Here is an 18,867-nt window from a genome sequence, read left to right as displayed (position 1 = left end):
TCGAGATCGACCTACGACAGTGGGGCCGCCGATTCGGCGACCCCACTCGTCTGTTCAGTTGTCGAATCCGCTCACGCGAGTTCGGCGACCGCCTGCTTGCGGGCCAGCACGGCCGAAGCGGAGGCGATCAGGCCGATCACCGAGACCACGGTGACCAGGTACAGCCCGGGTCGGTATCCGGCGATGCCGTCGGAGGCGGCGCCGCTGATCAGGCCGGTGGCGATGGCGAGGACCACCGCACCACCGATCTGGAACGAGGTCTGCACCAGACCGGAGGCCAGACCCTGCTCATGGTCGGCGATACCTTCGGTGGCCTGCACCATGACCGCCGAGAAGCCGAGGGCGAAGCCGAGTCCGAGCAGCAGGAACGCGGGCAGGTAGTCGATGGCGTAGGCCGGGTCGGGGCTGCCGCCGCGGATCAGGAACCACACGTAACCGGCGACGAACGAGGTGAGTGCGGCCAGAATCATCGGGGTGGTGCCGAACCGGTCGATGAACTTGCCCGCGATCGGCGACAGGATGGCGACGATGATGCCGGTCGGCGCCATCGCCAGCGCCATCTGCAACGGCTCCCACTGAAGGGTGTTCTGGAGGTAGAGCGAGACGATGGTCTGGAAGCTCAGGTAGGAACCGAAGATGGCCAGCGCGGCCAGATTGGCCCGCACGATCGACTTCACCTTGAAGATGCTCAACCGCACCAGCGGGTGGCTCACCCGGTTCTCCACCACGAAGAACGTGCCGAGCAGGCCGACGGCGAGGATGGTGGTCGCGATGACGGTGGGCGTGAAGCCGGTCTCCGGCGCGGTGACGATCGTGTAGACCGCGGCGAGCATGCCACCGGTCAGCAGCGCGGCACCGGTGAAATCGATGCGGCCCTCTTCTTTTTCGATATTGCGCGGGATGACGAAGTAGGCGGTGATCGTCACGGCGGCGACGACGGCGACGGGCATGTAGAAGGTCAGCCGCCAGTCGATGCCGGTGAGCAGGCCGGACACGATCAGCCCGGAGGCGTACCCGGTGGCGCCGAAGATGGTGAAGATCGACAGGGCCCGGTTGCGGTCGGGACCTTCCTTGAACGTGGTGGTGATGATCGAGAGTGCGGCCGGTGCGGTGAAGGCGGCGGCGACACCCTTGATGATGCGGGTGGCGATCAGCAACGCACCGTCATCGACGAGGCCGCCGATCAACGAGGCGATTCCGAAGACCACCAGTGCGGTGAGGAAGACCTGTCTGCGGCCGAGCAGGTCGGCGGCTCGTCCGCCCAGTAGCAGCAGTCCGCCGTAGCCGAGGATGTAGCCGTTGACGATCCATTGCAGCGCGGAGGTGTCGAGGCCGAGGTCCTGGCCGATGGAGGGCAGCGCGACGCCGACCATGGAGACGTCGAGGGCGTCGAGGAACATCGCCAGACCGGCGACGAACAGGATGGCCCACAGCTTGGGCCCCCAACCACCTGCGGTTGGTTCGGAAGTAGTAGGAGCGGTGAGGTTCTGGGGTGCCGTTGTCGTGGTCACGTCAGGTAACTTAAATGCACATGCATTCAATGTCAACACATGTAATGCGAGTGCATATAATGCCTTGACATGCTAGCCTCGGGTCATGTACCACGACACCGACAAAGATGTCTGCGCGAAGTGGTCCGATACGCTGCGGCTCTACCACGGCACCTCCTGCGAGCTGGAGAGCGCGCTACAAACGCAGCATCAGCTCGGACTCAGTGAATTCGAGGTGCTGCAAGTGCTCGGCGGGCGCTGCGGCGAAGCGCAGGAGGAGAAGGTCAAGATGAAGGACATCGAGACCGAGATGTACCTGAGTCAGAGCGCGCTCTCCCGTACCGTGACCCGGCTGGAGAAGGCCGGGCTGGTGGAGCGCGCCGCCTGCGATTTCGACCGTCGCGCCAACTTCCTGAAGCTCACTCCGGAAGGCCGTGAACGCCTCGCCGCGGCCCGGCCGACGCATCAGGAAGTCCTCCGCAAGCACCTGACCTGACACCGGCCCCGGATGAAGATCCGGGCCCGCGCGGTTGTCACCGATAGCGCGCCCCGTGCGCGGATCGGAAAGGATCGGGATGCGGATCGGTGAATTGGCCGAGCGCGCGGCGACGACTACGCGTGCCCTGCGGTACTACGAATCACTCGGCCTACTCGACGCCGACCGCGATACCAACGGGTACCGCGTCTACGGCGAAGACGACTACCGGGTGGTGCGTCAGATCCAGACCTTGCAGGACTGCGGGTTCGGACTCGAGGAGATCCGCCCGTTCGTCGAATGCCTGCAAGCCGGAAACCCCTCCGGCGATTCGTGCCCGGCCTCGGCCGAGGTCTATCGAAGGAAGCTGGCCGAGGTCGACGACCTCATCGGGCAGTTGCAGGGAGTGCGGAGCTGGATCCTCGACCGACTCGCCCGACCGGACCCCGACGCTGCGGCACCCGCGCCGGCCTGCGAGTTCACCGCGGTGGGACCGGCGCAGAACGGGATCGGCCGCATCCGCCCGACGACCTCCTCGCAGCGGTGAACCGGCAGTAGCCCGATCACATCCCTTGCCTTGACCCCGACGTCAATGTCTACCGTCGCCGGTGCCGGTTACGAGCACAGGAGATGACGATGACCCATGGCAACGCGGTGACCACGGTGACGGATGCGACCTTCGCGGACGAGGTTCTGCGGTCCGAACTCCCCGTGCTGGTCGACTTCACCTCCGACCACTGTGGTCCCTGCCGAATGATTACGCCGGTACTCGCCGAACTGGCCGCGCAGACGCCGCAATTGAAGGTGGTGACCCTCGATGTGGACGCGAACCCGGAAACCAGCGCCGCGTACGGGGTGCTGGCGATGCCGACCCTCATGGTGTTCCGCGGCGGTGAACAGGCCAGGCGGCTGGTCGGCGCGCGGTCCAAGCGCCGACTGCTCGACGAGATCGCCGACGTCATCCGAGGTGACGCGGTCCCCGCCTGACGTAGGCGATATCGAACAGCTCCCACCCGTCTCGAAGCCCGGCGGTGCGGGTTTCGGCCATCCAGCCCGCATCGACGGCCGCGTCGAGGAAGGCGCGGACCACACCGGGCTCGTTCAGGTTCAGCAGGCGTTCACCGAGCCGGATGTCGCCGGATGCGGAGGTCCCGCCGTCGGCGACCCGGCGCTCGCCGCCGGGCCGGAAGACGAGTGTCAGACCGGCCACCGACCCGAATTCCCGCAACCGCAGCACTTCCTCGCAACCATCCAGGTGCCGGTGGTAGGTCTTCCACAGGTACTGCCGTGCGCCTACCTTCAGGATTCGACGGCGATCGGCCGTCACTGCGCGTCCCCCAGCAGCTCGCGTGGCGCGGCCTGCCGCCACGAGTCGGTGATGATCGCCGTCAGTTCTTCGTGGTCGTCGAGCGCGGCCAATCGCACCCGCACCCAGGCGTTGGCCGCCTCATGGGAGGCGATCCAGAACTTGGCCGGTTCGGCGACGACGAGTTCGTCGCGTTCGATGATGGGGCAGCGGACCGCCATCGAGGTCTCGGATTCGGGCAGGGTGAGGAAGAGCTTGCCCGCCACCCGGAAGATGGGCATACCCCAGGTGAACTGCTCCGTGGTCTCCGGTAAGGACAGAGCGAAGGCACGGACATCGTCACCGGTGGCACTCATACGGCGAATTCTTCCAGGTGGCACCGACAATCGCCGACCCCGTGCACCGCAGGCCCTTCGATAACATTGTCGCCTCCATCCTGTGTCGCTTCGGACAAGGATCGCCACCGGCAGCCATACTTCCCGGGTTCGACCTGATCGTGGGGCCAGATCCGACCATCGGCATCCACCCGGCACCCGCCGGGCCCGGTCTGCCGATCCGGCGAGCTGCGGCGCCTCTCGGGCACCGATACGTCCGCCGCCGCAGCAGCTGTGCGGCCGGTCCCGGTACCGAGAAGGAGACCTCGGCATGACAACCGAATCGACCACCGCGGCAATCACACCCGAACGCGCCTCGTGGCTGCCGATGGTCGGCCTGTTCTTCGCGCAGGTCCTGATGTCGTTCAATGTGGCCGCCCTACCCATCTCGCTCGGCGGGATGGTCGAGGACTTCGAGGTCGCGCCCACGGTGGTCAGCTCGACCATCGTCGTCTACGGACTGGCGGTCGCCGCGCTGGTCATGGTCGGCGGAAAGTTGGGGCAGCGGATCGGCTGGGTGGCGATCTTTCGCGTCGTCGTCGCCACGTTCGGCGCCTCGGCGATCATGATGATCGTCTCGCCCTCGGTCGGCTGGGCGATCGCCGCCCAGGGTGTGGCCGGAGCGTCGGCGGCCATCATCGTCCCGTCGCTGGTGGCGTTGATCGCGGAGAACTATCACGGTGATCAGCAGGCCACGGCGATCGGTTCACTCGGGTCCGCACGCGCCATCTCCGGAGTGAGCGCGTTCTTCATCGGCGGCGCGCTCGGCACGCTCATCGGGTGGCGGCCGGTCTTCGGCATCGTGCTCGCATTGGCCGTGGTGGTCTTCGCCTTCAGCTTCACCCTGCGCTCCGACGACGGCGACGCGGGCATCGAGATAGACCTCACCGCAGCGGCGCTCATCGGCGCCGGGATCGTGCTGCTCACCATCGGCTTCAACAATCTCAATGCCTGGGGTGTGTTCTTCGCCGATCCCGACGCACCGTTCGACCTGCTCGGAGTGTCACCCGCGCCGGTGTTGATCGTGGTCGGCATCGTGCTCGGGCAGGCGTTCATCATGTGGACTCGTCGGCGCATGCGGGAGGGTAAGGCGCCGCTGGTGGATCTGTCGGTGCTTGGTAGTTCACGGGAACGCGCCGCGGTCTATGCGATGTTCATCGTCGTGGCCCTGGAAGCCGCGCTGATCTTCACCGTTCCGCTCTATATCCAGATCGTGCAGGGACGTTCGCCGTTCGATACCTCGCTGGCGATGATGCCGTTCAACCTCACGGTCTTCATCACCGCGATGCTGGTGGTGCGGTTCTACAAACGATTCACCCCGCGCGTGATCGGGATGTTCTCGTTCACACTGACCACGGCCGCGCTCATCTGGCTGGCGTATGTCGTCACCAACAATTGGGAAACCGTGCCGACGATCTTCGGACTGATCGTATTCGGCATCGGCCAGGGCGCACTGGTGACGCTGGTGTTCAATGTGCTCGTCACCTCGGCGCCGAAAAAACTGGCCGGTGATGTCGGTTCGCTGCGCGGCACCACCCAGAATCTCGCCTCGGCCGTTGGCACGGCGGTCGTCGGCGCGATGCTGGTGACCATCCTGAGTCTGACGGTGGGCCAGGAGATCATCGACAATGTGGAGCTGCCCGATTCGCTGATCGCGCAGGTCGATCTCGACAACGTGAACTTCGTCAGCAACGACCGGCTGCGCGAGATCCTCGAACGCACCGACGCCACACCGGAACAGGTCGACGCCGCCGTCGAGGTGAACGAAGACGTGCGACTTCGTACCCTCAAATTCGGCCTGCTGATCCTGGCGGGCATCAGCGCGACGGCGATCGTGCCCGCCAGTCGGCTTCCCGACTACCGGCCGGGCGAGATCCCCGACCCGTCCCCGGTGCGGGACTGACGAGGTTCGATCGTGCGTGAATGGGTCCGATCGCATGGGCACGATGCGCGTGGAAGACTTCCGGTATGACGAATGCCGAGTGGGGTGCGGTCGACCGATACCTGGTGGATACAGTTGTGGGCGAAGCGGATTCGGATGTGCTCGAGGCCAATGCGGCCGCCGGGCTGCCCGCCATCGACGTTTCTGCGGCGCAGGCGATGTTCCTGCACCTGATCGCGCGATCGGTGCGAGCGCGACGGGTGCTCGAGATCGGAACGCTCGGTGGGTACAGCACATTGTGGCTGGCGCGGGCGGTGGGACCGCAAGGACAGGTCGTCACCATGGAGTACGAGCCGAGACACGCCGAGGTCGCACGGACGAATCTGGACCGCAAGGGAGTCGGCGCCAGGGTGGACATTCGTGTCGGGGCGGCGCTGGACAGTCTGCCCGCGCTCGAACAGGAGGGCGGTGCGCCGTTCGACCTGGTGTTCATCGATGCCGACAAGGTCAACAACGCCAACTATGTGCGGTGGGCATTGCGGCTGACCAGGCCCGGTTCGGTGATCATTGTCGACAATGTGGTGCGCGGCGGGCGGATCATCGACGGAGAGTCCGAGGACGCCGCGGTGCGCGCCAGCCGTGCAGTGCTCGAACTGCTCGGCAGCGAACCGCGGTTGGACGCGACCGCGCTTCAGACTGTCGGCTCCAAAGGCTGGGACGGGTTCGCGTACGCGGTCGTCACCGACTGACGCGTATCGGTTCGGACGTGGCCCGACTCGATGGCGTCCGGACGGACGGGTGCACCAACACCCTGCACACAAGGGCATATGGTGTGTCCACTCAGCTCGCGGCGGAGCCCCTGCCGATCACGCATGACCACGCCGCCTGCTTGATTCTTCTCCGTCGGCCCGCCTCCGTCCTCTCACGATCACGCGTGGGAAATCGCGACCGCCTCCGCCGTCGCTATGGTGGGTTCATGGGCGTGATCGGCGAACTGTTCCCCGGTAAGAAGCTGACCGATGAAGGCAGCGGCGACAGCAATGGTGAACCGCACCGCCCGCAGCTCGATATCGACCTGAACGCGGGCGTCATCCGGTTGACCGGGGCGCCGAAGCGCGAATCCGGTACCGACTCCACCGACTGATCAGCCCGCCCTCGACGGCGTCGGGATCAGTCCCGTGCCGGAACTTCGCACCCATCCGGCCCGCAGGTATCGCCGTCGGCGACCAACTGCACGGCTGGTGCACGGTCGGCCCACGCCTGACTCAGGGCCTGCGTGAACACTGCGGCGGGCTGCGCTCCGGAAACCCCGTACTTACGGTCGATGACGAAGAACGGCACGCCATTGGCCCCGAGCTGGGCGGCCTCCCGTTCATCCGCGCGCACGGCGTCGGCGTAGGCGGTGGGGTCGTCGAGCACCGCGCGCACCCCGGCCTCATCGAGACCGGCCCCGACAGCAACCTCGACCAGGCGCTCCCGATCACCGAACAGTGACCGCTCGTCGGCGAAATTCGCCCGGTAGAGCGCATCGAGCAGGGCATCCTGCGAACCCTGCGCCAGTGCGTGATGCAGCAGCCGATGCATATCGAAGGAATTGCCGTAATCACGGCCTTCGGTCAGATACGGCAGACCGTACTCCGCCGCCTGCGCGCCGATACCGCGCTCATTGGCCGCCGCCTGCGCCTCGCTGATGCCGTACTTGTGGGCGATCTTCGCTACCACCGGACCGGATTCGTCGGCGGGCAGAGTCGGATCGAGTTCGAACGAACGATGCACGACCTCCACGTCGTCGCGGTGCGCGAACTCCGTCAACGCCTCCTCGAACCGCGCCTTACCCAGATAGCAGAACGGACAGTTGATATCGGTCCAGATCTCGACCCGCACGGTTGTCCTCTCGTCATCGGTTACGGCGGTGTCCCCGATCGATGAGCAACATCGCGGCTATCCGATCTGTTCCCGACATACCGTGGGTTGGACCACTACATTCAGTCGCGGAGCGTCCGTGCACGGAAACACCCTGGCACCATTGGTGAGTGACTACCGGGCAACGACGACTGACACACGGTGGCAGCCCGTCAATTCCCCACACCCGCCGGTTGCCGTTGCCCTTGTCCTGAGGAGGCAGGCGGATGGATGACGCCTGCGAATCCCCCGCGGCTCAGATCGTAGGTGTTCTTCTGAACAGCATCACCAGCATTGCCTTCGACAACGGTGACGCTGTTCCCGTTTCGCGCAACCACCATACCGATGTGGTTCTGGTGCCCCCAGACGATCAGATCGCCTGGCTGTGCTGTGGATATGTTGCCAGCAAGCCCTTTTTCCCCGGCCTGCGACCAGACTGCGGCGACCCCATCTTTGTTGCGCCAATACGACTTGGCCGGGGGAGTAATGCCTGTCTTCTCCCATAGCCACGTCGCGAACGAGGAACACCAGGCGTCTTTGATGTCGTATTCCTTTCCAGGCACATAGTTGGATGTTCCCACCTCCCGTGTGCCCACCTCGCTTATTGCGAGAGTTACCGCGTCAGCGATCGGACCCTGCCCGGTATTGGGAATCACGCTCTGCGTGTTTCCGGTCCATGGAGTGCGCCCGCTCGACGCGATGCGGTGCGGTTCGCGCGCAGACGCCTGCGAGTACGACCCGCCCGACGGCATGCTGATCGGACTTCTTCCGCCCATCGCGCTCGGGGAGTTTCCGATGTTCTGCTGCGGGTTCGGCGTAGCCGCCTTGATGGCGGCGGCATCCTTCTTGATCTTGGTGTAGGCGCCGTTGACCAGGTCGTACACCTGGTCGGCGACCCGCAGCGCGATCGCGGACGTCCGGTTGGCGATATGTGGAGGCATTTCCTCCTTGCCCTTGCTGAGGTTGGCCGCGTCCGCGAGCGCGTCCCGGAAGATGCCGACCTGCTCCATAACATCCTTGCGGGTGCCTTTGGCGGTATCGTAAGTGCCGGTGACCGAGCCGTCGACCTTATCGCTTTTGGTCCGCAGATCGTTCTCGATGGCCTGGAAGTCACTCTTGCGCTCGCCATACTTTTCGACCATCACGGACTTGGCGTCGGTACCGTCGATATCGGAGTTGCGCAACAGCTTGGCCTTTTGCAGCCGGTCGAGCAGATCCGGTTGTCCGGGTGACTCACCGGAGGCGAACTGCAACACTTGCACCCGAATGGCCAGCTTGGCCATGTTGACGGTGGAGACGAGCCCCGGCGGTGAATTGCCTGGAGCACGTAGGTTATCGATCTGCTCGAGATCTGTCGCCAGACTCATCGCCACCACCTCCCGATAGCCCGGGTCCCATTCCCCAGCGAGTAGTTAACCAGGAGCATCCGGACCCTCACTCGCCCACAACCATCAGATCACCTGATGACGAACACCTGCGACGCCTCGAGTATCGAGCATTCCCGGAGTTGGGGATAGGCGCGGAGTCCGCCGGACTACCCTCTGCCGAACGCTCGACGCGACCGCAGGACGGCGAACATCCACCCGCTCCCCCGGCTACGTAGCTTCGATGATCTACCACCGTCTACGCGCACTCGCGGCGGTCGGCTGGCTGCATACCGCGGGCCTCGGCCGATTCGAAGTGCCCGCGCAGCGGCTGGTTCCATTGCTCGTGGCAGTGGTGAGTACGCGACGCTGACCGGCATATCGGCGAACGCCCCGACGGCGCGTCTCGGCGGCGGCTCTGGACAGTGCGGCATATCGCTGGCAACGTAGCCGCCGGACCGTTTCGTCCCAGGAAACGGATGGTGTTGTCGAGCTGTACCAAGGAATGAATCTTCCGAAGGAGACAGGCACATGCCACGCTTGATTTCCCGTTTCACGACCGGCCTCGCCGCGACCGCCGCTGCCGCCATGCTGTTCACCGGTCACGCGACCGCGGAGTCGCAAACCGTCGATTGGATCTCGGCCGCCGAGCAACTGCGGGCCGTAGCGACCGGCAACCCGGCCGCCGAACAGGCCATCGACCGCGTGCTGGCGGAGCCGGAGCGTCTCGATGCCGCCGGTGAGGTGGCGCTGCCCGCCCAGCCGTTCCAGGTACCCGCGCAATCCGATATCGGCCGCGGTGGCGGTGCGGGAGTCTACGGCTCCGGCATCGCGCTCGGCATCGACGGATTCCGTTTCGGCTTCTTCGGTGGACCCGGCACGATCGCCCCGAACCAGACCGGCGCCAAGCTCGAGGTCATCTGGTTGAACCTGTCCAACGGACGCAGCGGCACCGAGGTGCTGACCGAGCACAACGACATTCCGGTCGACACCACGATCCGCTCGCGGGTGATCGACCCCGGCCCCGGCATGGTCGTCGCCGCGGTGTACGGCACCCTGTGGCACCGCTGGTCGGTGCCGGTCAGCGATCAGCACCCGGACGGCTTCGAGTACAAGCTCGGCACCATCTCGTTCCCGTCACTGGGGGCAGTCGTCAATTGACAGCCCCGCTCACCGATAACGGGCGCGTTCTGTGAGGTCACAGGCGCGCCCGTCTCATCTCGGGGTTCAGGCACCGGAGCAGACATAGAGTCCGATATGTCGGCTTTGTATGTGACCTGTCACACGTGCACTGCTACGGTAGGCATCCGATATGCCCGTTCGATTTCGCTAGGTCGAGTACCGACGCGAGAGTTTGTGGAGGTGTTCGTGGTGAACCTGGCGCATACGCTGGAGGCCGTCAAAGCGCTGGGGGTGCTGCGCTCGCGTGGAGTCAGCGATCCCAAAGCGCCGCTGGAAACCCTGAAGACCATGAAGGAGACGCGGGTCTACGGCCCGCACGCCGCCCTGGTCCGGCATTCGGCCCGTATCGCTCCCGAGCAGGTCGCCCTTGCCGACGAACGCGGTGAACTCACCTACCGCGAACTCGACGAACAGTCGACCGCTGTCGCGCGGGGACTCCAGGCCGCCGGTCTGGCCGAGGGCATGGTCGTCGGCGTGCTGGCGCGCGATCATCGCGGGCTGATCCTGGCCGAGGTGGCCGCCGCCAAGCTCGGCGTGCGGATCGCGCTGATGAACACCGGCTTCGCCAAGCCGCAGTTCGCCGAGGTGTGCGCCCGCGAGAACGTCAAGGCGGTGCTGCACGACAGCGAATTCCTCGGCCTGCTCGACGCCCTGCCCGCGGATCTGCCGCGCTTCCTGACCTGGGTCGACGAAGGCACCGCACTGCCCGAAGGCGCAACCACCTTCGATGATCTGATCGCCGCGAACTCCACCGAGCCGCTGCCCGCCCCGAACAAGCCGGGCGGTTTCATCATCCTGACCAGCGGCACCACCGGCCTGCCCAAGGGCGCACCGCGCACCAAGGTCACGCCGATGGCGACGGCGCAGTTCGTCGATCGGGTGCCGTTCCCGCGGCGCGGCACGATGGTGATCGTCTCGCCCCTGTTCCACAGCACCGGACTGGGCACCTGGCTGGTCGGCACGGTCCTCACCAACAAGATCGTGATGCGACGCCGTTTCGATGCCGAGGCAACGCTGAAGATGATCTCCGATCACAAGGCCGAGATGCTGGTCGCGGTGCCGACCATGCTGCACCGGATGACCGAACTGCCCCCCGATGTGCGCGCCAAATACGATCTGTCGTCGCTGAAGGTGATCCTGCTCGCCGGGTCCGCGCTGGCGCCGGAGCTGTGCATTCGCGCCACCGAGGTGTTCGGGCCGGTCCTGTACAACCTGTACGGCTCGACCGAGGTCGCGATCGCCACCATCGCCACCCCCGCCGAACTCGCCAAGGCCCCCGGCACCGTCGGTCGCCCGCCCATCACCTGTGATGTGCGGCTGTTCGACGACAACGACCAGCGGGTGCTCGACAAGAACGTCACCGCGCGCATCTTCGTGCGCAGCGGTGCGCCGTTCGAGGGCTACACCGACGGCAGGCACAAGCAGATCATCGACGGCTACATGTCCAGCGGTGACGTCGGCCATTTCAACGACGATGGCCTGCTGATGGTGGACGGCCGCGACGACGACATGATCGTCTCGGGCGGTGAGAACGTCTTCCCGCAGGAGGTCGAGAACCTGCTGCTGGAGCGCGAGGACATCTTCGACGCGGCCGTCATCGGCGTCGACGATGTCGAGTTCGGCAAGCGCCTGCGTGCCTTCGTCGTCCCCGAGCCCGGGCATACGCCCGACGCCGAGCAGATCAAGACCTTCGTCAAGGAGAACCTGGCCCGGTACAAGGTGCCGCGCGAGGTGGTCTTCCTCGACGATCTGCCGCGCAACCCGACCGGCAAACTGCTGCGCCGAGTGCTGGTGGAGTACCAGGTCGAGCAGTAGTCGTATCCGCCGATGCCGGGGTCGAGGTGGACATCGACCCCGGCATCGGCGTGTGTGAGACGAGCACCACTACTCGCCAGTAATGCTTGCTATTGTTAGCACCAGCACTGGATCCCGAGGTTGCGATCCACCCCACCCCGGTCACGGTGGCTGGATCGCGGAAGGTTGTTGTCGCATGGCTCTGTCGACCCCCGCCCCCGTCCGCAAGGCGCGTGACCTCGCCCTGGGCGTGAATGTCATGGTCAAGCGCGGGTTGTTCAACCCGCTGCGCCTCGACCATGGCGCCCGCTCGTTCTACAACATACGTAAGTACGGCCCGTTCGCCGGTGTCGTCATGCACGCCGCGCAGACCAGGCCGCAGTCCGCCGCGATCGTCGACGAGCAGGGTGAACTCACCTTCGGTCAGCTCGACGAGCTGTCCAACGCCTTCGCCCGCGGTCTGGCCGCGAAGGGCATCGGTCAGGGCGATGTCATCGCGGTGCTGGCCCGTGACCATCGCGGTATGGTGCTGAGCCTGCTCGCCGCCGGGAAGCTCGGCGTACGCGCGGTGCTGATGAACACCGGCTTCGCCAAACCCCAGTTCGCCGATGTGGCGGCCCGCGAGAAGATCAAGGCGGTGCTGCACGACAGCGAGTTCTTCGACCTGATGAGCGCCATCCCCGCCGATATTCCACGAGTGCTGACCTGGGTGGATGAAAAAGACGGCGCCGACGCGTCGATCCCGACCATCGAATCGTTGTCGGCGGGCCGCTCCACCGAAACCATGCCGGCTCCGGCCAAGCCCGGCGGCATGGTGATCCTCACCAGCGGCACCACCGGCACCCCGAAGGGCGCCCCACGCGACCGGGTCAGCCCGTTCATGTCGGCCCAATTCCTCGACCGGGTGCCGCTGCCGAAGAACGGCACCATGGTGATGGCGGCCCCGATCTTCCACGGCACCGGGCTCTCGCAGTTCACCCTCGGTCTCGCGCTCGGCAACCGGGTGATCTTCCAGCAACGCCGCTTCGACCCCGAGCTGACGTTGGCCAATATCGTGAAACACCGCGCGGATTCGCTGGTCGTGGTGCCGACCATGCTGCAACGGATGCTCGACCTGCCCGCCGACGTGCTCGCGAAATACGATATGTCGACGCTGCGGGTGATCTTCGCGGCGGGTTCGGCGATTCCGCCGGACGTGGTGGTGCGCACCGACGAGTACTTCGGCCCGGTGCTCTACAACCTGTACGGCTCCACCGAATGCGCCGTGATCACGGTGGCGACACCGCACGACATGCGCAAGGCCCCGAGCACCGCCGGGCGCCCACCCGCCGGTATCCGGATCGCCCTCTACGACGAGAACCGCAAGCTCATCACCGAGCCGAATGTCACCGGCACGATCTTCATCGAGAACGCGCACGGATTCCGCGCCTACACCGACGGCCGCACCAAGGAGCGGGTGGACGGCATGATGTCCAGCGGTGACGTCGGCCATTTCGATGAGGACGGTCTGCTGTTCATCGACGGCCGCGACGACGACATGATCGTCTCCGGTGGCGAGAACGTCTTCCCGCAGGAGGTCGAGCACCTGCTGTCCAACCGTCCCGACGTGCTGGAGGCGGCCGTCGTCGGCGTCGACGACCGCGAGTTCGGCAAGCGGCTGCGCGCATTCGTCGTGCCCGGGCCCGATTCGGCTCGCGACGTCCAGGAGATCAAGGACTACGTCAAGCAGAACCTGGCCCGCTACAAGGTGCCGCGCGAAGTGATCTTCCTCGACGAACTACCGCGCAACGCCACCGGCAAGCTCCTGCGTAAGCCGCTGATCGAGATGGACGTCGACGCGTCATAGGCCCGTGCCCGCTACCCGATAGCGGCCGAGGTAGACATCGGATGAATACCCCTCGGCTATCATCAGCGCGTGATCATCAGGTTCGGCCGACCCCCTGCGGATGACCGCAGCGGCATTGCGCATATGCGCGGCGGGGCGGCCGGATCGTTGTCGGGCACGGTCTCGGTGGCGGCGCACGGCTGGGCCTCCGGTGGGATGGCGCCGAGCGGCGCCACCCTCGTCCTGCTCCTCGCCGCCTCCGCGCTGGTGGGTGCCCTGGTCGGCGGATTCGGCCCGTTGCGGACCGGAACAACCGGGCTGATCACGGTGCTCGCCGCGGGCCAGCTCCTCGGCCACCTCTCGATGGGGTGGGGTTCGGGACATCTGCATCACGGAGATATGCAGCTGACGCCCGCCATGATCGCCGCGCACCTGGTCGCGGTCGTGGTGGCGGCGGCGCTGATCCGGGGCGCCGAAATCACCTACCGGATCGGCGGCTCGGCCCTGGCCCGAGTCCTGCCCATGCGGTACCACCCGCCCGCCATTGCAGGGCCCGCTCCCCTGCGCACCAGCCATCGCGATCGCGTCATCCTGCGTGTGCTCGCGGCCGAAGCGCGACGGACCCGCGGCCCCCCTTCGGTCGTTCGTCTCTGAATCCATCTCTCGGACACAAGAAGATGTGCTCTCGTAGGCCGTAGGCCTGCATCGCCGCACCGCAGGTGTGCGTGATGTCGCCGTAGTTGTGCATGGCTCGCTGTAGCCCCGCGTGACTCGCCGTACTCCCGCGCACCCGTTGGCGCTCGGCACAGCACCGCACGACCGGCGCAGGCCCCACGTGGCTGGCGGTAGCTCGGCGTAGCTCGCTGTAGCTCCGTCGACCACCGCGTGGTTCGACGCAGCACCGCGCGGCTTGCTGTAGTTCCGCGTAGCTCAGCAGCCCCACGTGGCTCGCTGTAGTCACGCGTGGCTCGGCGTAACTCCGCGTAGTTTCGTGGTAGTTCCGCGCAGCTCACCGCAGCACCGCATGGCTCGGGCGCAGCACCGCGTGGCTCGCCGAAGTCCCGCGTAGCTCGGTGGAGCACCGCGTCGCTCGTCCTGGTGCCGCAAAGCTCGGCGCCAGATGGCTGGCACAGCACCGTGTAGCTCGCTGAAGCCACGCGAGGCTCGGCGTAACTCCGCGTAGTTCACCGCAGCTCCGTGTAGCTCGGTCGAGCAACGCATGGCTGGTGGAGCCACACGTGGCTTGTTGAAAGCTCCGCATGGCTCGGCGTAGCACCGCGTGGCTCGCTGAAGCTCTCGCAGCACTCAGCGCAGCACCGCGGCGCTCGCCCCGGTCCGCGCAGCTGGGCGCAGCACGCGTGGCTTGCTGTAGTTCCGCGTGGCTCAGCGCAGCACCGCGTTACTCGGCGCAGCACCGCGTAGCTCGGCGCTGCACCGCAGCACCGCGTGGCTCAGACTGGTCCCGCATGGCTCGGTGGAGCACCGTGTGGCTCGCTGAAGTCCCGCGTGGCGCAACGCGGTACCGCACAACCCGGTGCAGTACCGCGGGGCATGGTGCAGTACCGCGTCGCTCACGGTGGTTCCGCTGTGACGCCGCCGGTGCTGCGTGGGTCAGCGGAGTGTTCTGCGGTTCGGCCGACGTGAGCATGCTGTCCGCGCTGATCCGGCGACCTCGGTCCAGGCATCCGCGCAGCAGACGACCACCGCGATCGTCTCGTGTCCGGGATTCCACCTCGCCCATTCGAGCTGTCGAACAACCCAGGTCCTGGCCAGGGTGTGTCGGCGGCTGGGCGTCTCGCACAGGACGTAGTCGAACAACGATGAGTACCACTGATATCGGGACTCCACCGCAGGAGTCCACCTCCCCACCCGGACCGCGACGGCCGAGTCCGGGTGCCGCCGCCCGCGCATTGGCGCTGCGGCTGCATTTCTATGCCGGGGTCTTCGTCGGCCCCTTCATCCTGATCGCGGCCGTCACCGGCGCGCTGTACGCGATCGCGCCGACGCTGGAGTCGATCGTGAGCAGCGATCTGCTGCACGTCGATTCGTCGGGGCCCGCGCGGCCGGTCTCCCAGCAGGTCGACGCCGCCGTCGCCCACCGGCCCGATCTGGCGTTGGTCGCCGTGGCACCGGCACCCGAACCGGGCGACACCACACGGGTGATCTTCAGCGATCCGACGCTCGGGGAATCCGAGCGGCGCGCGGTGTTCGTGGATCCGGCGACCGCGACACCGGTCGGTGAATCCGTGGTCTACGGCAGTTCGGGGGCGCTACCCATGCGCACCTGGATCGACCGGCTGCACCGTGATCTGCATCTGGGTGAGCCCGGCAGGCTCTACAGCGAACTGGCCGCATCGTGGCTGTGGGTGATCGGGGCGGCCGGTCTGCTGTTGTGGGTCCGCCGGGTACGTGCCAGGCGCGAGCGCAATTCGGCCGGATGGCTGCTGTTGCCGGATCGTTCCGGCAGCGGACGTGCGCGCACTCTGAATTGGCATGGTGCCGTGGGTTTCTGGATCCTTCCGGTGTTGCTCCTGCTGTCGGCGACGGGAATGACCTGGTCGACCTATGCCGGTGCGAACATCACCGAACTGCGCGAGAACCTCAGCTGGACCACACCCGCGGTCAGCACCGCACTGCCCGGATCGGATGCACCGGCGACCCATGCGGGCGGCGACCACCACCACGGTGATTCGGCGCCCATGCCCGTCGGCGATCCCGGCAATCGAGTGGTGCAACTGGATCGGGTGGTCGAGGCGGCGCGCGCGGCCGGAATCGATCGGCCCGCGGAGATCGCGATTCCCGCCGACGATTCGACGGCGTTCTCGATCAAGGAACGGCGTCTGCCCGGCGTCTACACCGTCGACGCGGTCGCGGTCGACGGCGCCACCGGTTCCATCACCGCGCGACTGCCCTACGCCGATTGGCCGCTCATGGCCAAGCTGTCCAACTGGGGCATCCAGTTCCATATGGGGCTGATGTTCGGGCTGCTCAACCAGTTGCTGCTGCTCACGGTGATGATCGGCCTGATCACGGTGATCGTGCGCGGTTATCTGCTGTGGTGGCGGCGGCGCCCGATCCGCGATGCCGGGCGGTTCGCCGTCGGCAAGCCTCCGCAGCGCGGTTGGTCGCGGCGTAGTCCGCTGGTGCTGATCGTGCCGCTGGCGGCGGTGACGCTGCTGATCGGTTGGTTCGCGCCGCTGATCGGGGTGAGCCTGCTCGGGTTCTTGCTGATCGATGTGGTGATCGGCCTCGTCCGGGGTCGCGCCACCGGGTAGCCACCCATACATCTTCGACTCGCGGGCCCACGACCGACGTGGGCCCGACTTCGCCGTGCGCTCGATCGCGTGGACGCACCCGTATCCGCCCACGCGACGCGCATCTACCTACGACAAGGAATTACCCCCATGAAGATCAACACATTCGCCCTGCTGACCATCGCCGCGACCACCGCCCTCGGCTTGACCGCAACCCCTGCCCAGGCCGCGCCCACGCCACAGCCCGAGGCGGTCGGCTTCACCGCGACGGCCACCGACACCACCAGCGTCATCAACACCGACGCGGGTTCGCTGGTGGTCGAAGACCGGGTGCTGAAAATCAAGGCGCCCAACGGCAGTGTGCTCGCGGGGATGCCGCTGGCATTCCGGGTGGACGAGTTCGAGTTCCCGATCGCGGCCGAGATCTCCGGCCGTACTGCCACACTCACCCCGCAATTCGATCTCGCCCACGCCGCCTACCGGCCGGTGGCTCTCCCCTTCGAGGACAAGGCCACCTACAAATCCGAGTACGACCGTGAGAAGGATGCGTGGAGCCGAATGACCAGCACGGTCGGCTTCGGCGCCAGCGTCGCGGCGCTCGTCGGCGGATTAGGTGGTGCGGCAGTCGGTTGCGTACTCGGCGGCATCGCGGGTGCGACCATCGCCTCGGCCACCATCATCGGCCTGTTCGGCCCCTTCATCCCCGCCGCCGCCATCGGCTGCCTCGGCGGTGTGATGGCCGTCGGTAGCCTGGGCGCCGTGGCGGGCCAGATCCTGATCACCACACCCGTGGCCATCGGCGCGGTGATCCAGTACATCACCACCATCAACGCACCGTTCCCGGCCAAGTGATCCAACGCCTACCGCGTCCCGGGAGATGTAGTTTCCGGGACGCGGTAGGTCGGTCGTCAGTGGAACATGAGCGCAGGTTCGACGCGGACATCCAGACCATCGAAGTGGTCGCCGTCGGTGACGACCACCGTGGGACGGCAGCCGACGGGTCTTATCTGTGGGAGCGTTGGCGTTCGGCGAGCGCGGTGGACGATATCCGCGAAGGCGTTGCGAGCCGACCACTCTGAGAAGCAGCGACCCACGGCGTAACCTGCGACTTCTCGGTTGTCGGGTTCGCGGGCCGCGGCCGAGGACGGCGGCGGGTCTGCCTGGACGTCTGACCATCGCTGCGGTGGGGGCGCTCCGACCGTGGCAGGAGACGTTGTTGGCCGACTTCGTGGGCCAGGCCATGCTCGTCGTCTTCGACCTCGGCCGGTTCGATCAGGTGATATTTGTGTTGCAGGATGTGTTCGAGCTTGCGCTCCATGACGTCGGCGGCATCATCGACGTGGATCGGGGCCGCATCGGCGGTCGACGGGTCCGAGAGCTCCTCCTGGGAGCCGGTGTCGGCGGCCGGGCGGGGCCGGTTGCGGATGCTGACGGCGATCGCGGCGGTGAGGGCGACGACGAGACCGCAGATCAGGGCCTGATTCGTCAGGGCGGCGGTCGCCGCGGTCTTCGCCGTCTCGGCAGCGGCCGGTTGTGTGCTGCCGCCGAAGACACTCTTCAGGAAGTTGCCGAGCGTCTCTTTCAGCTCGTCATGATCTTTCGTCATCTCCTCGAGTTCCGGCGCCTTCCCGTTGAGATACAACAGGGTCAACGGAACGAGTACGGCATTGGCCGTACTGGCGCCGATCGCCAGGGACCGTCCGACACCGATGATCCGATGCAGCTGCGCCCCGAACAGGGCGGCTATCGCGGTCACACCGATGAGCATCCCCCACAAACCGTTGATGGAGACTACGGGCTCGCCGAAGATGCGGAGCGCGGGGACGGAGCCGTCCATCCGGCCGAACGCGTCGGTCTGCACGTCGCCGTGGGGGCCCGAGGCCGACAACCACGGCTGGAACAGAAGTACGAGGGTGAGCAGGCTCAGTGCTGTGATGGACCAGCATTTCCAAGCGGATCGAAATTCGGAACGGTTGTGCATGACATCGTCGACTTGCCCGTGGGGTGCGTGTTCCATTG

19 protein-coding genes are annotated in these 18,867 nt (G+C 66.3%); 13 read left to right on the top strand and 6 right to left on the bottom strand.

The window, feature by feature from the left end; all coding sequences use genetic code 11:
• Nucleotides 1-71: 71 nt before the first annotated feature.
• The gene (locus QH168_RS14335; protein ID WP_432421097.1) at nt 72-1,400 is read right to left on the bottom strand and encodes an MFS transporter; all 1,329 of its coding nucleotides are present in this window, start codon (nt 1,398-1,400) and stop codon (nt 72-74) included.
• Nucleotides 1,401-1,596: 196 nt separating this feature from the next.
• Between QH168_RS14335 and QH168_RS14330 the strand changes: the two genes are divergently transcribed.
• From QH168_RS14330 to QH168_RS14320, 3 genes are all read left to right on the top strand, one after another.
• Nucleotides 1,597-1,986 carry a MarR family winged helix-turn-helix transcriptional regulator gene (locus QH168_RS14330; RefSeq protein ID WP_280235135.1) on the top strand — a complete coding sequence of 130 codons (390 nt, stop codon included), beginning with the start codon at nt 1,597-1,599 and terminating at the stop codon, nt 1,984-1,986.
• Between the two features lie 79 nt (nt 1,987-2,065).
• A complete protein-coding gene (locus QH168_RS14325; protein ID WP_280235134.1) occupies nt 2,066-2,512 on the top strand; it encodes a MerR family transcriptional regulator in 447 nt (148 codons plus the stop codon).
• 89 nt (nt 2,513-2,601) lie between these two features.
• Nucleotides 2,602-2,952, top strand: a complete 351-nt coding sequence (locus QH168_RS14320) for a thioredoxin family protein (RefSeq protein WP_280235133.1) — start codon at nt 2,602-2,604, stop codon at nt 2,950-2,952.
• On the opposite strand, the gene QH168_RS14315 is transcribed toward QH168_RS14320, so the two are convergent.
• Nucleotides 2,924-3,292 carry a hypothetical protein gene (locus QH168_RS14315; protein ID WP_280235132.1) on the bottom strand — a complete coding sequence of 123 codons (369 nt, stop codon included), beginning with the start codon at nt 3,290-3,292 and terminating at the stop codon, nt 2,924-2,926. The two genes, QH168_RS14320 and QH168_RS14315, sit on opposite strands and share 29 nt — an antisense overlap.
• Complete coding sequence (locus QH168_RS14310) at nt 3,289-3,627, bottom strand: MmcQ/YjbR family DNA-binding protein (protein ID WP_280235131.1); 339 nt, start codon at nt 3,625-3,627, stop codon at nt 3,289-3,291. Before QH168_RS14310 ends, QH168_RS14315 begins: the two co-directional genes overlap by 4 nt.
• 289 nt (nt 3,628-3,916) lie before the next feature.
• Here QH168_RS14310 and QH168_RS14305 point away from each other — a divergent pair, with 289 nt between their 5' ends.
• The 3 genes from QH168_RS14305 to QH168_RS14295 all read left to right on the top strand — a co-directional run bounded on the left by QH168_RS14305 (nt 3,917) and on the right by QH168_RS14295 (nt 6,671).
• Nucleotides 3,917-5,548: an MFS transporter gene (locus QH168_RS14305; RefSeq protein WP_280235130.1), complete on the top strand. Its 1,632-nt coding sequence runs from the start codon at nt 3,917-3,919 to the stop codon at nt 5,546-5,548.
• A 65-nt stretch (nt 5,549-5,613) separates the two neighbouring features.
• Nucleotides 5,614-6,276, top strand: coding sequence for an O-methyltransferase (locus QH168_RS14300; protein WP_280235129.1), 663 nt, complete (start codon nt 5,614-5,616; stop codon nt 6,274-6,276).
• 227 nt (nt 6,277-6,503) lie between these two features.
• Nucleotides 6,504-6,671 carry a hypothetical protein gene (locus QH168_RS14295; protein WP_280235127.1) on the top strand — a complete coding sequence of 56 codons (168 nt, stop codon included), beginning with the start codon at nt 6,504-6,506 and terminating at the stop codon, nt 6,669-6,671.
• Nucleotides 6,672-6,697: 26 nt separating this feature from the next.
• Here the strand turns inward: QH168_RS14295 and QH168_RS14290 are convergent, their stop codons facing one another.
• Together QH168_RS14290 and QH168_RS14285 are read right to left on the bottom strand one after the other, a co-directional pair.
• A complete protein-coding gene (locus QH168_RS14290) occupies nt 6,698-7,411 on the bottom strand; it encodes a DsbA family oxidoreductase (protein WP_280235125.1) in 714 nt (237 codons plus the stop codon).
• Between the two features lie 191 nt (nt 7,412-7,602).
• Nucleotides 7,603-8,796, bottom strand: coding sequence for a CHAP domain-containing protein (locus tag QH168_RS14285; RefSeq protein WP_280235124.1), 1,194 nt, complete (start codon nt 8,794-8,796; stop codon nt 7,603-7,605).
• A 241-nt stretch (nt 8,797-9,037) separates the two neighbouring features.
• On the opposite strand from QH168_RS14285, the gene QH168_RS14280 reads away from it, so the two are divergent.
• The 7 genes from QH168_RS14280 (at nt 9,038) to QH168_RS14250 (ending at nt 17,700) form a co-directional block, all read left to right on the top strand.
• On the top strand, nt 9,038-9,166 hold the full coding sequence (locus QH168_RS14280; protein WP_280235123.1) for a hypothetical protein: 129 nt from the start codon (nt 9,038-9,040) through the stop codon (nt 9,164-9,166).
• A 158-nt stretch (nt 9,167-9,324) separates the two neighbouring features.
• Nucleotides 9,325-9,954, top strand: a complete 630-nt coding sequence (locus QH168_RS14275; protein WP_280235122.1) for a hypothetical protein — start codon at nt 9,325-9,327, stop codon at nt 9,952-9,954.
• A gap of 210 nt (nt 9,955-10,164) precedes the next feature.
• Nucleotides 10,165-11,790 (top strand): acyl-CoA synthetase, encoded by a 1,626-nt coding sequence (locus tag QH168_RS14270; protein ID WP_280235120.1) that lies wholly within the window; start codon nt 10,165-10,167, stop codon nt 11,788-11,790.
• Between the two features lie 175 nt (nt 11,791-11,965).
• On the top strand, nt 11,966-13,615 hold the full coding sequence (locus QH168_RS14265; protein ID WP_280235119.1) for an acyl-CoA synthetase: 1,650 nt from the start codon (nt 11,966-11,968) through the stop codon (nt 13,613-13,615).
• 69 nt (nt 13,616-13,684) lie between these two features.
• Nucleotides 13,685-14,248: a hypothetical protein gene (locus QH168_RS14260; protein ID WP_280235118.1), complete on the top strand. Its 564-nt coding sequence runs from the start codon at nt 13,685-13,687 to the stop codon at nt 14,246-14,248.
• Nucleotides 14,249-15,414: 1,166 nt separating this feature from the next.
• Complete coding sequence (locus QH168_RS14255) at nt 15,415-16,869, top strand: PepSY-associated TM helix domain-containing protein (protein WP_280235117.1); 1,455 nt, start codon at nt 15,415-15,417, stop codon at nt 16,867-16,869.
• 129 nt (nt 16,870-16,998) lie between these two features.
• Entirely contained in the window at nt 16,999-17,700 is a 702-nt protein-coding gene (locus QH168_RS14250; protein ID WP_280235116.1) for a hypothetical protein, read from the top strand.
• Between the two features lie 151 nt (nt 17,701-17,851).
• On the opposite strand, the gene QH168_RS14245 is transcribed toward QH168_RS14250, so the two are convergent.
• Entirely contained in the window at nt 17,852-18,865 is a 1,014-nt protein-coding gene (locus QH168_RS14245; protein WP_280235115.1) for a hypothetical protein, read from the bottom strand.
• Nucleotides 18,866-18,867 lie beyond the last annotated feature (2 nt).

Origin of the sequence: Nocardia cyriacigeorgica (genome assembly GCF_029868385.1) — a bacterium.
Taxonomy (GTDB): domain Bacteria; phylum Actinomycetota; class Actinomycetes; order Mycobacteriales; family Mycobacteriaceae; genus Nocardia; species Nocardia cyriacigeorgica_F.
This window is presented reverse-complemented; position numbering and strand designations above follow the sequence as displayed.

Bases quoted from the DNA above. Each gene is read 5' to 3' on its own strand.
- QH168_RS14335 (WP_432421097.1), bottom strand. From the start codon at position 1,400: ATGTTCCTCGACGCCCTCGACGTCTCCATGGTCGGCGTCGCGCTGCCC.
- QH168_RS14330 (WP_280235135.1), top strand. From the start codon at position 1,597: ATGTACCACGACACCGACAAAGATGTCTGCGCGAAGTGGTCCGATACG.
- QH168_RS14325 (WP_280235134.1), top strand. From the start codon at position 2,066: ATGCGGATCGGTGAATTGGCCGAGCGCGCGGCGACGACTACGCGTGCC.
- QH168_RS14320 (WP_280235133.1), top strand. From the start codon at position 2,602: ATGACCCATGGCAACGCGGTGACCACGGTGACGGATGCGACCTTCGCG.
- QH168_RS14310 (WP_280235131.1), bottom strand. From the start codon at position 3,627: ATGAGTGCCACCGGTGACGATGTCCGTGCCTTCGCTCTGTCCTTACCG.
- QH168_RS14305 (WP_280235130.1), top strand. From the start codon at position 3,917: ATGACAACCGAATCGACCACCGCGGCAATCACACCCGAACGCGCCTCG.
- QH168_RS14300 (WP_280235129.1), top strand. From the start codon at position 5,614: ATGACGAATGCCGAGTGGGGTGCGGTCGACCGATACCTGGTGGATACA.
- QH168_RS14295 (WP_280235127.1), top strand. From the start codon at position 6,504: ATGGGCGTGATCGGCGAACTGTTCCCCGGTAAGAAGCTGACCGATGAA.
- QH168_RS14285 (WP_280235124.1), bottom strand. From the start codon at position 8,796: ATGAGTCTGGCGACAGATCTCGAGCAGATCGATAACCTACGTGCTCCA.
- QH168_RS14280 (WP_280235123.1), top strand. From the start codon at position 9,038: ATGATCTACCACCGTCTACGCGCACTCGCGGCGGTCGGCTGGCTGCAT.
- QH168_RS14275 (WP_280235122.1), top strand. From the start codon at position 9,325: ATGCCACGCTTGATTTCCCGTTTCACGACCGGCCTCGCCGCGACCGCC.
- QH168_RS14265 (WP_280235119.1), top strand. From the start codon at position 11,966: ATGGCTCTGTCGACCCCCGCCCCCGTCCGCAAGGCGCGTGACCTCGCC.
- QH168_RS14255 (WP_280235117.1), top strand. From the start codon at position 15,415: ATGAGTACCACTGATATCGGGACTCCACCGCAGGAGTCCACCTCCCCA.
- QH168_RS14250 (WP_280235116.1), top strand. From the start codon at position 16,999: ATGAAGATCAACACATTCGCCCTGCTGACCATCGCCGCGACCACCGCC.
- QH168_RS14245 (WP_280235115.1), bottom strand. From the start codon at position 18,865: ATGGAACACGCACCCCACGGGCAAGTCGACGATGTCATGCACAACCGT.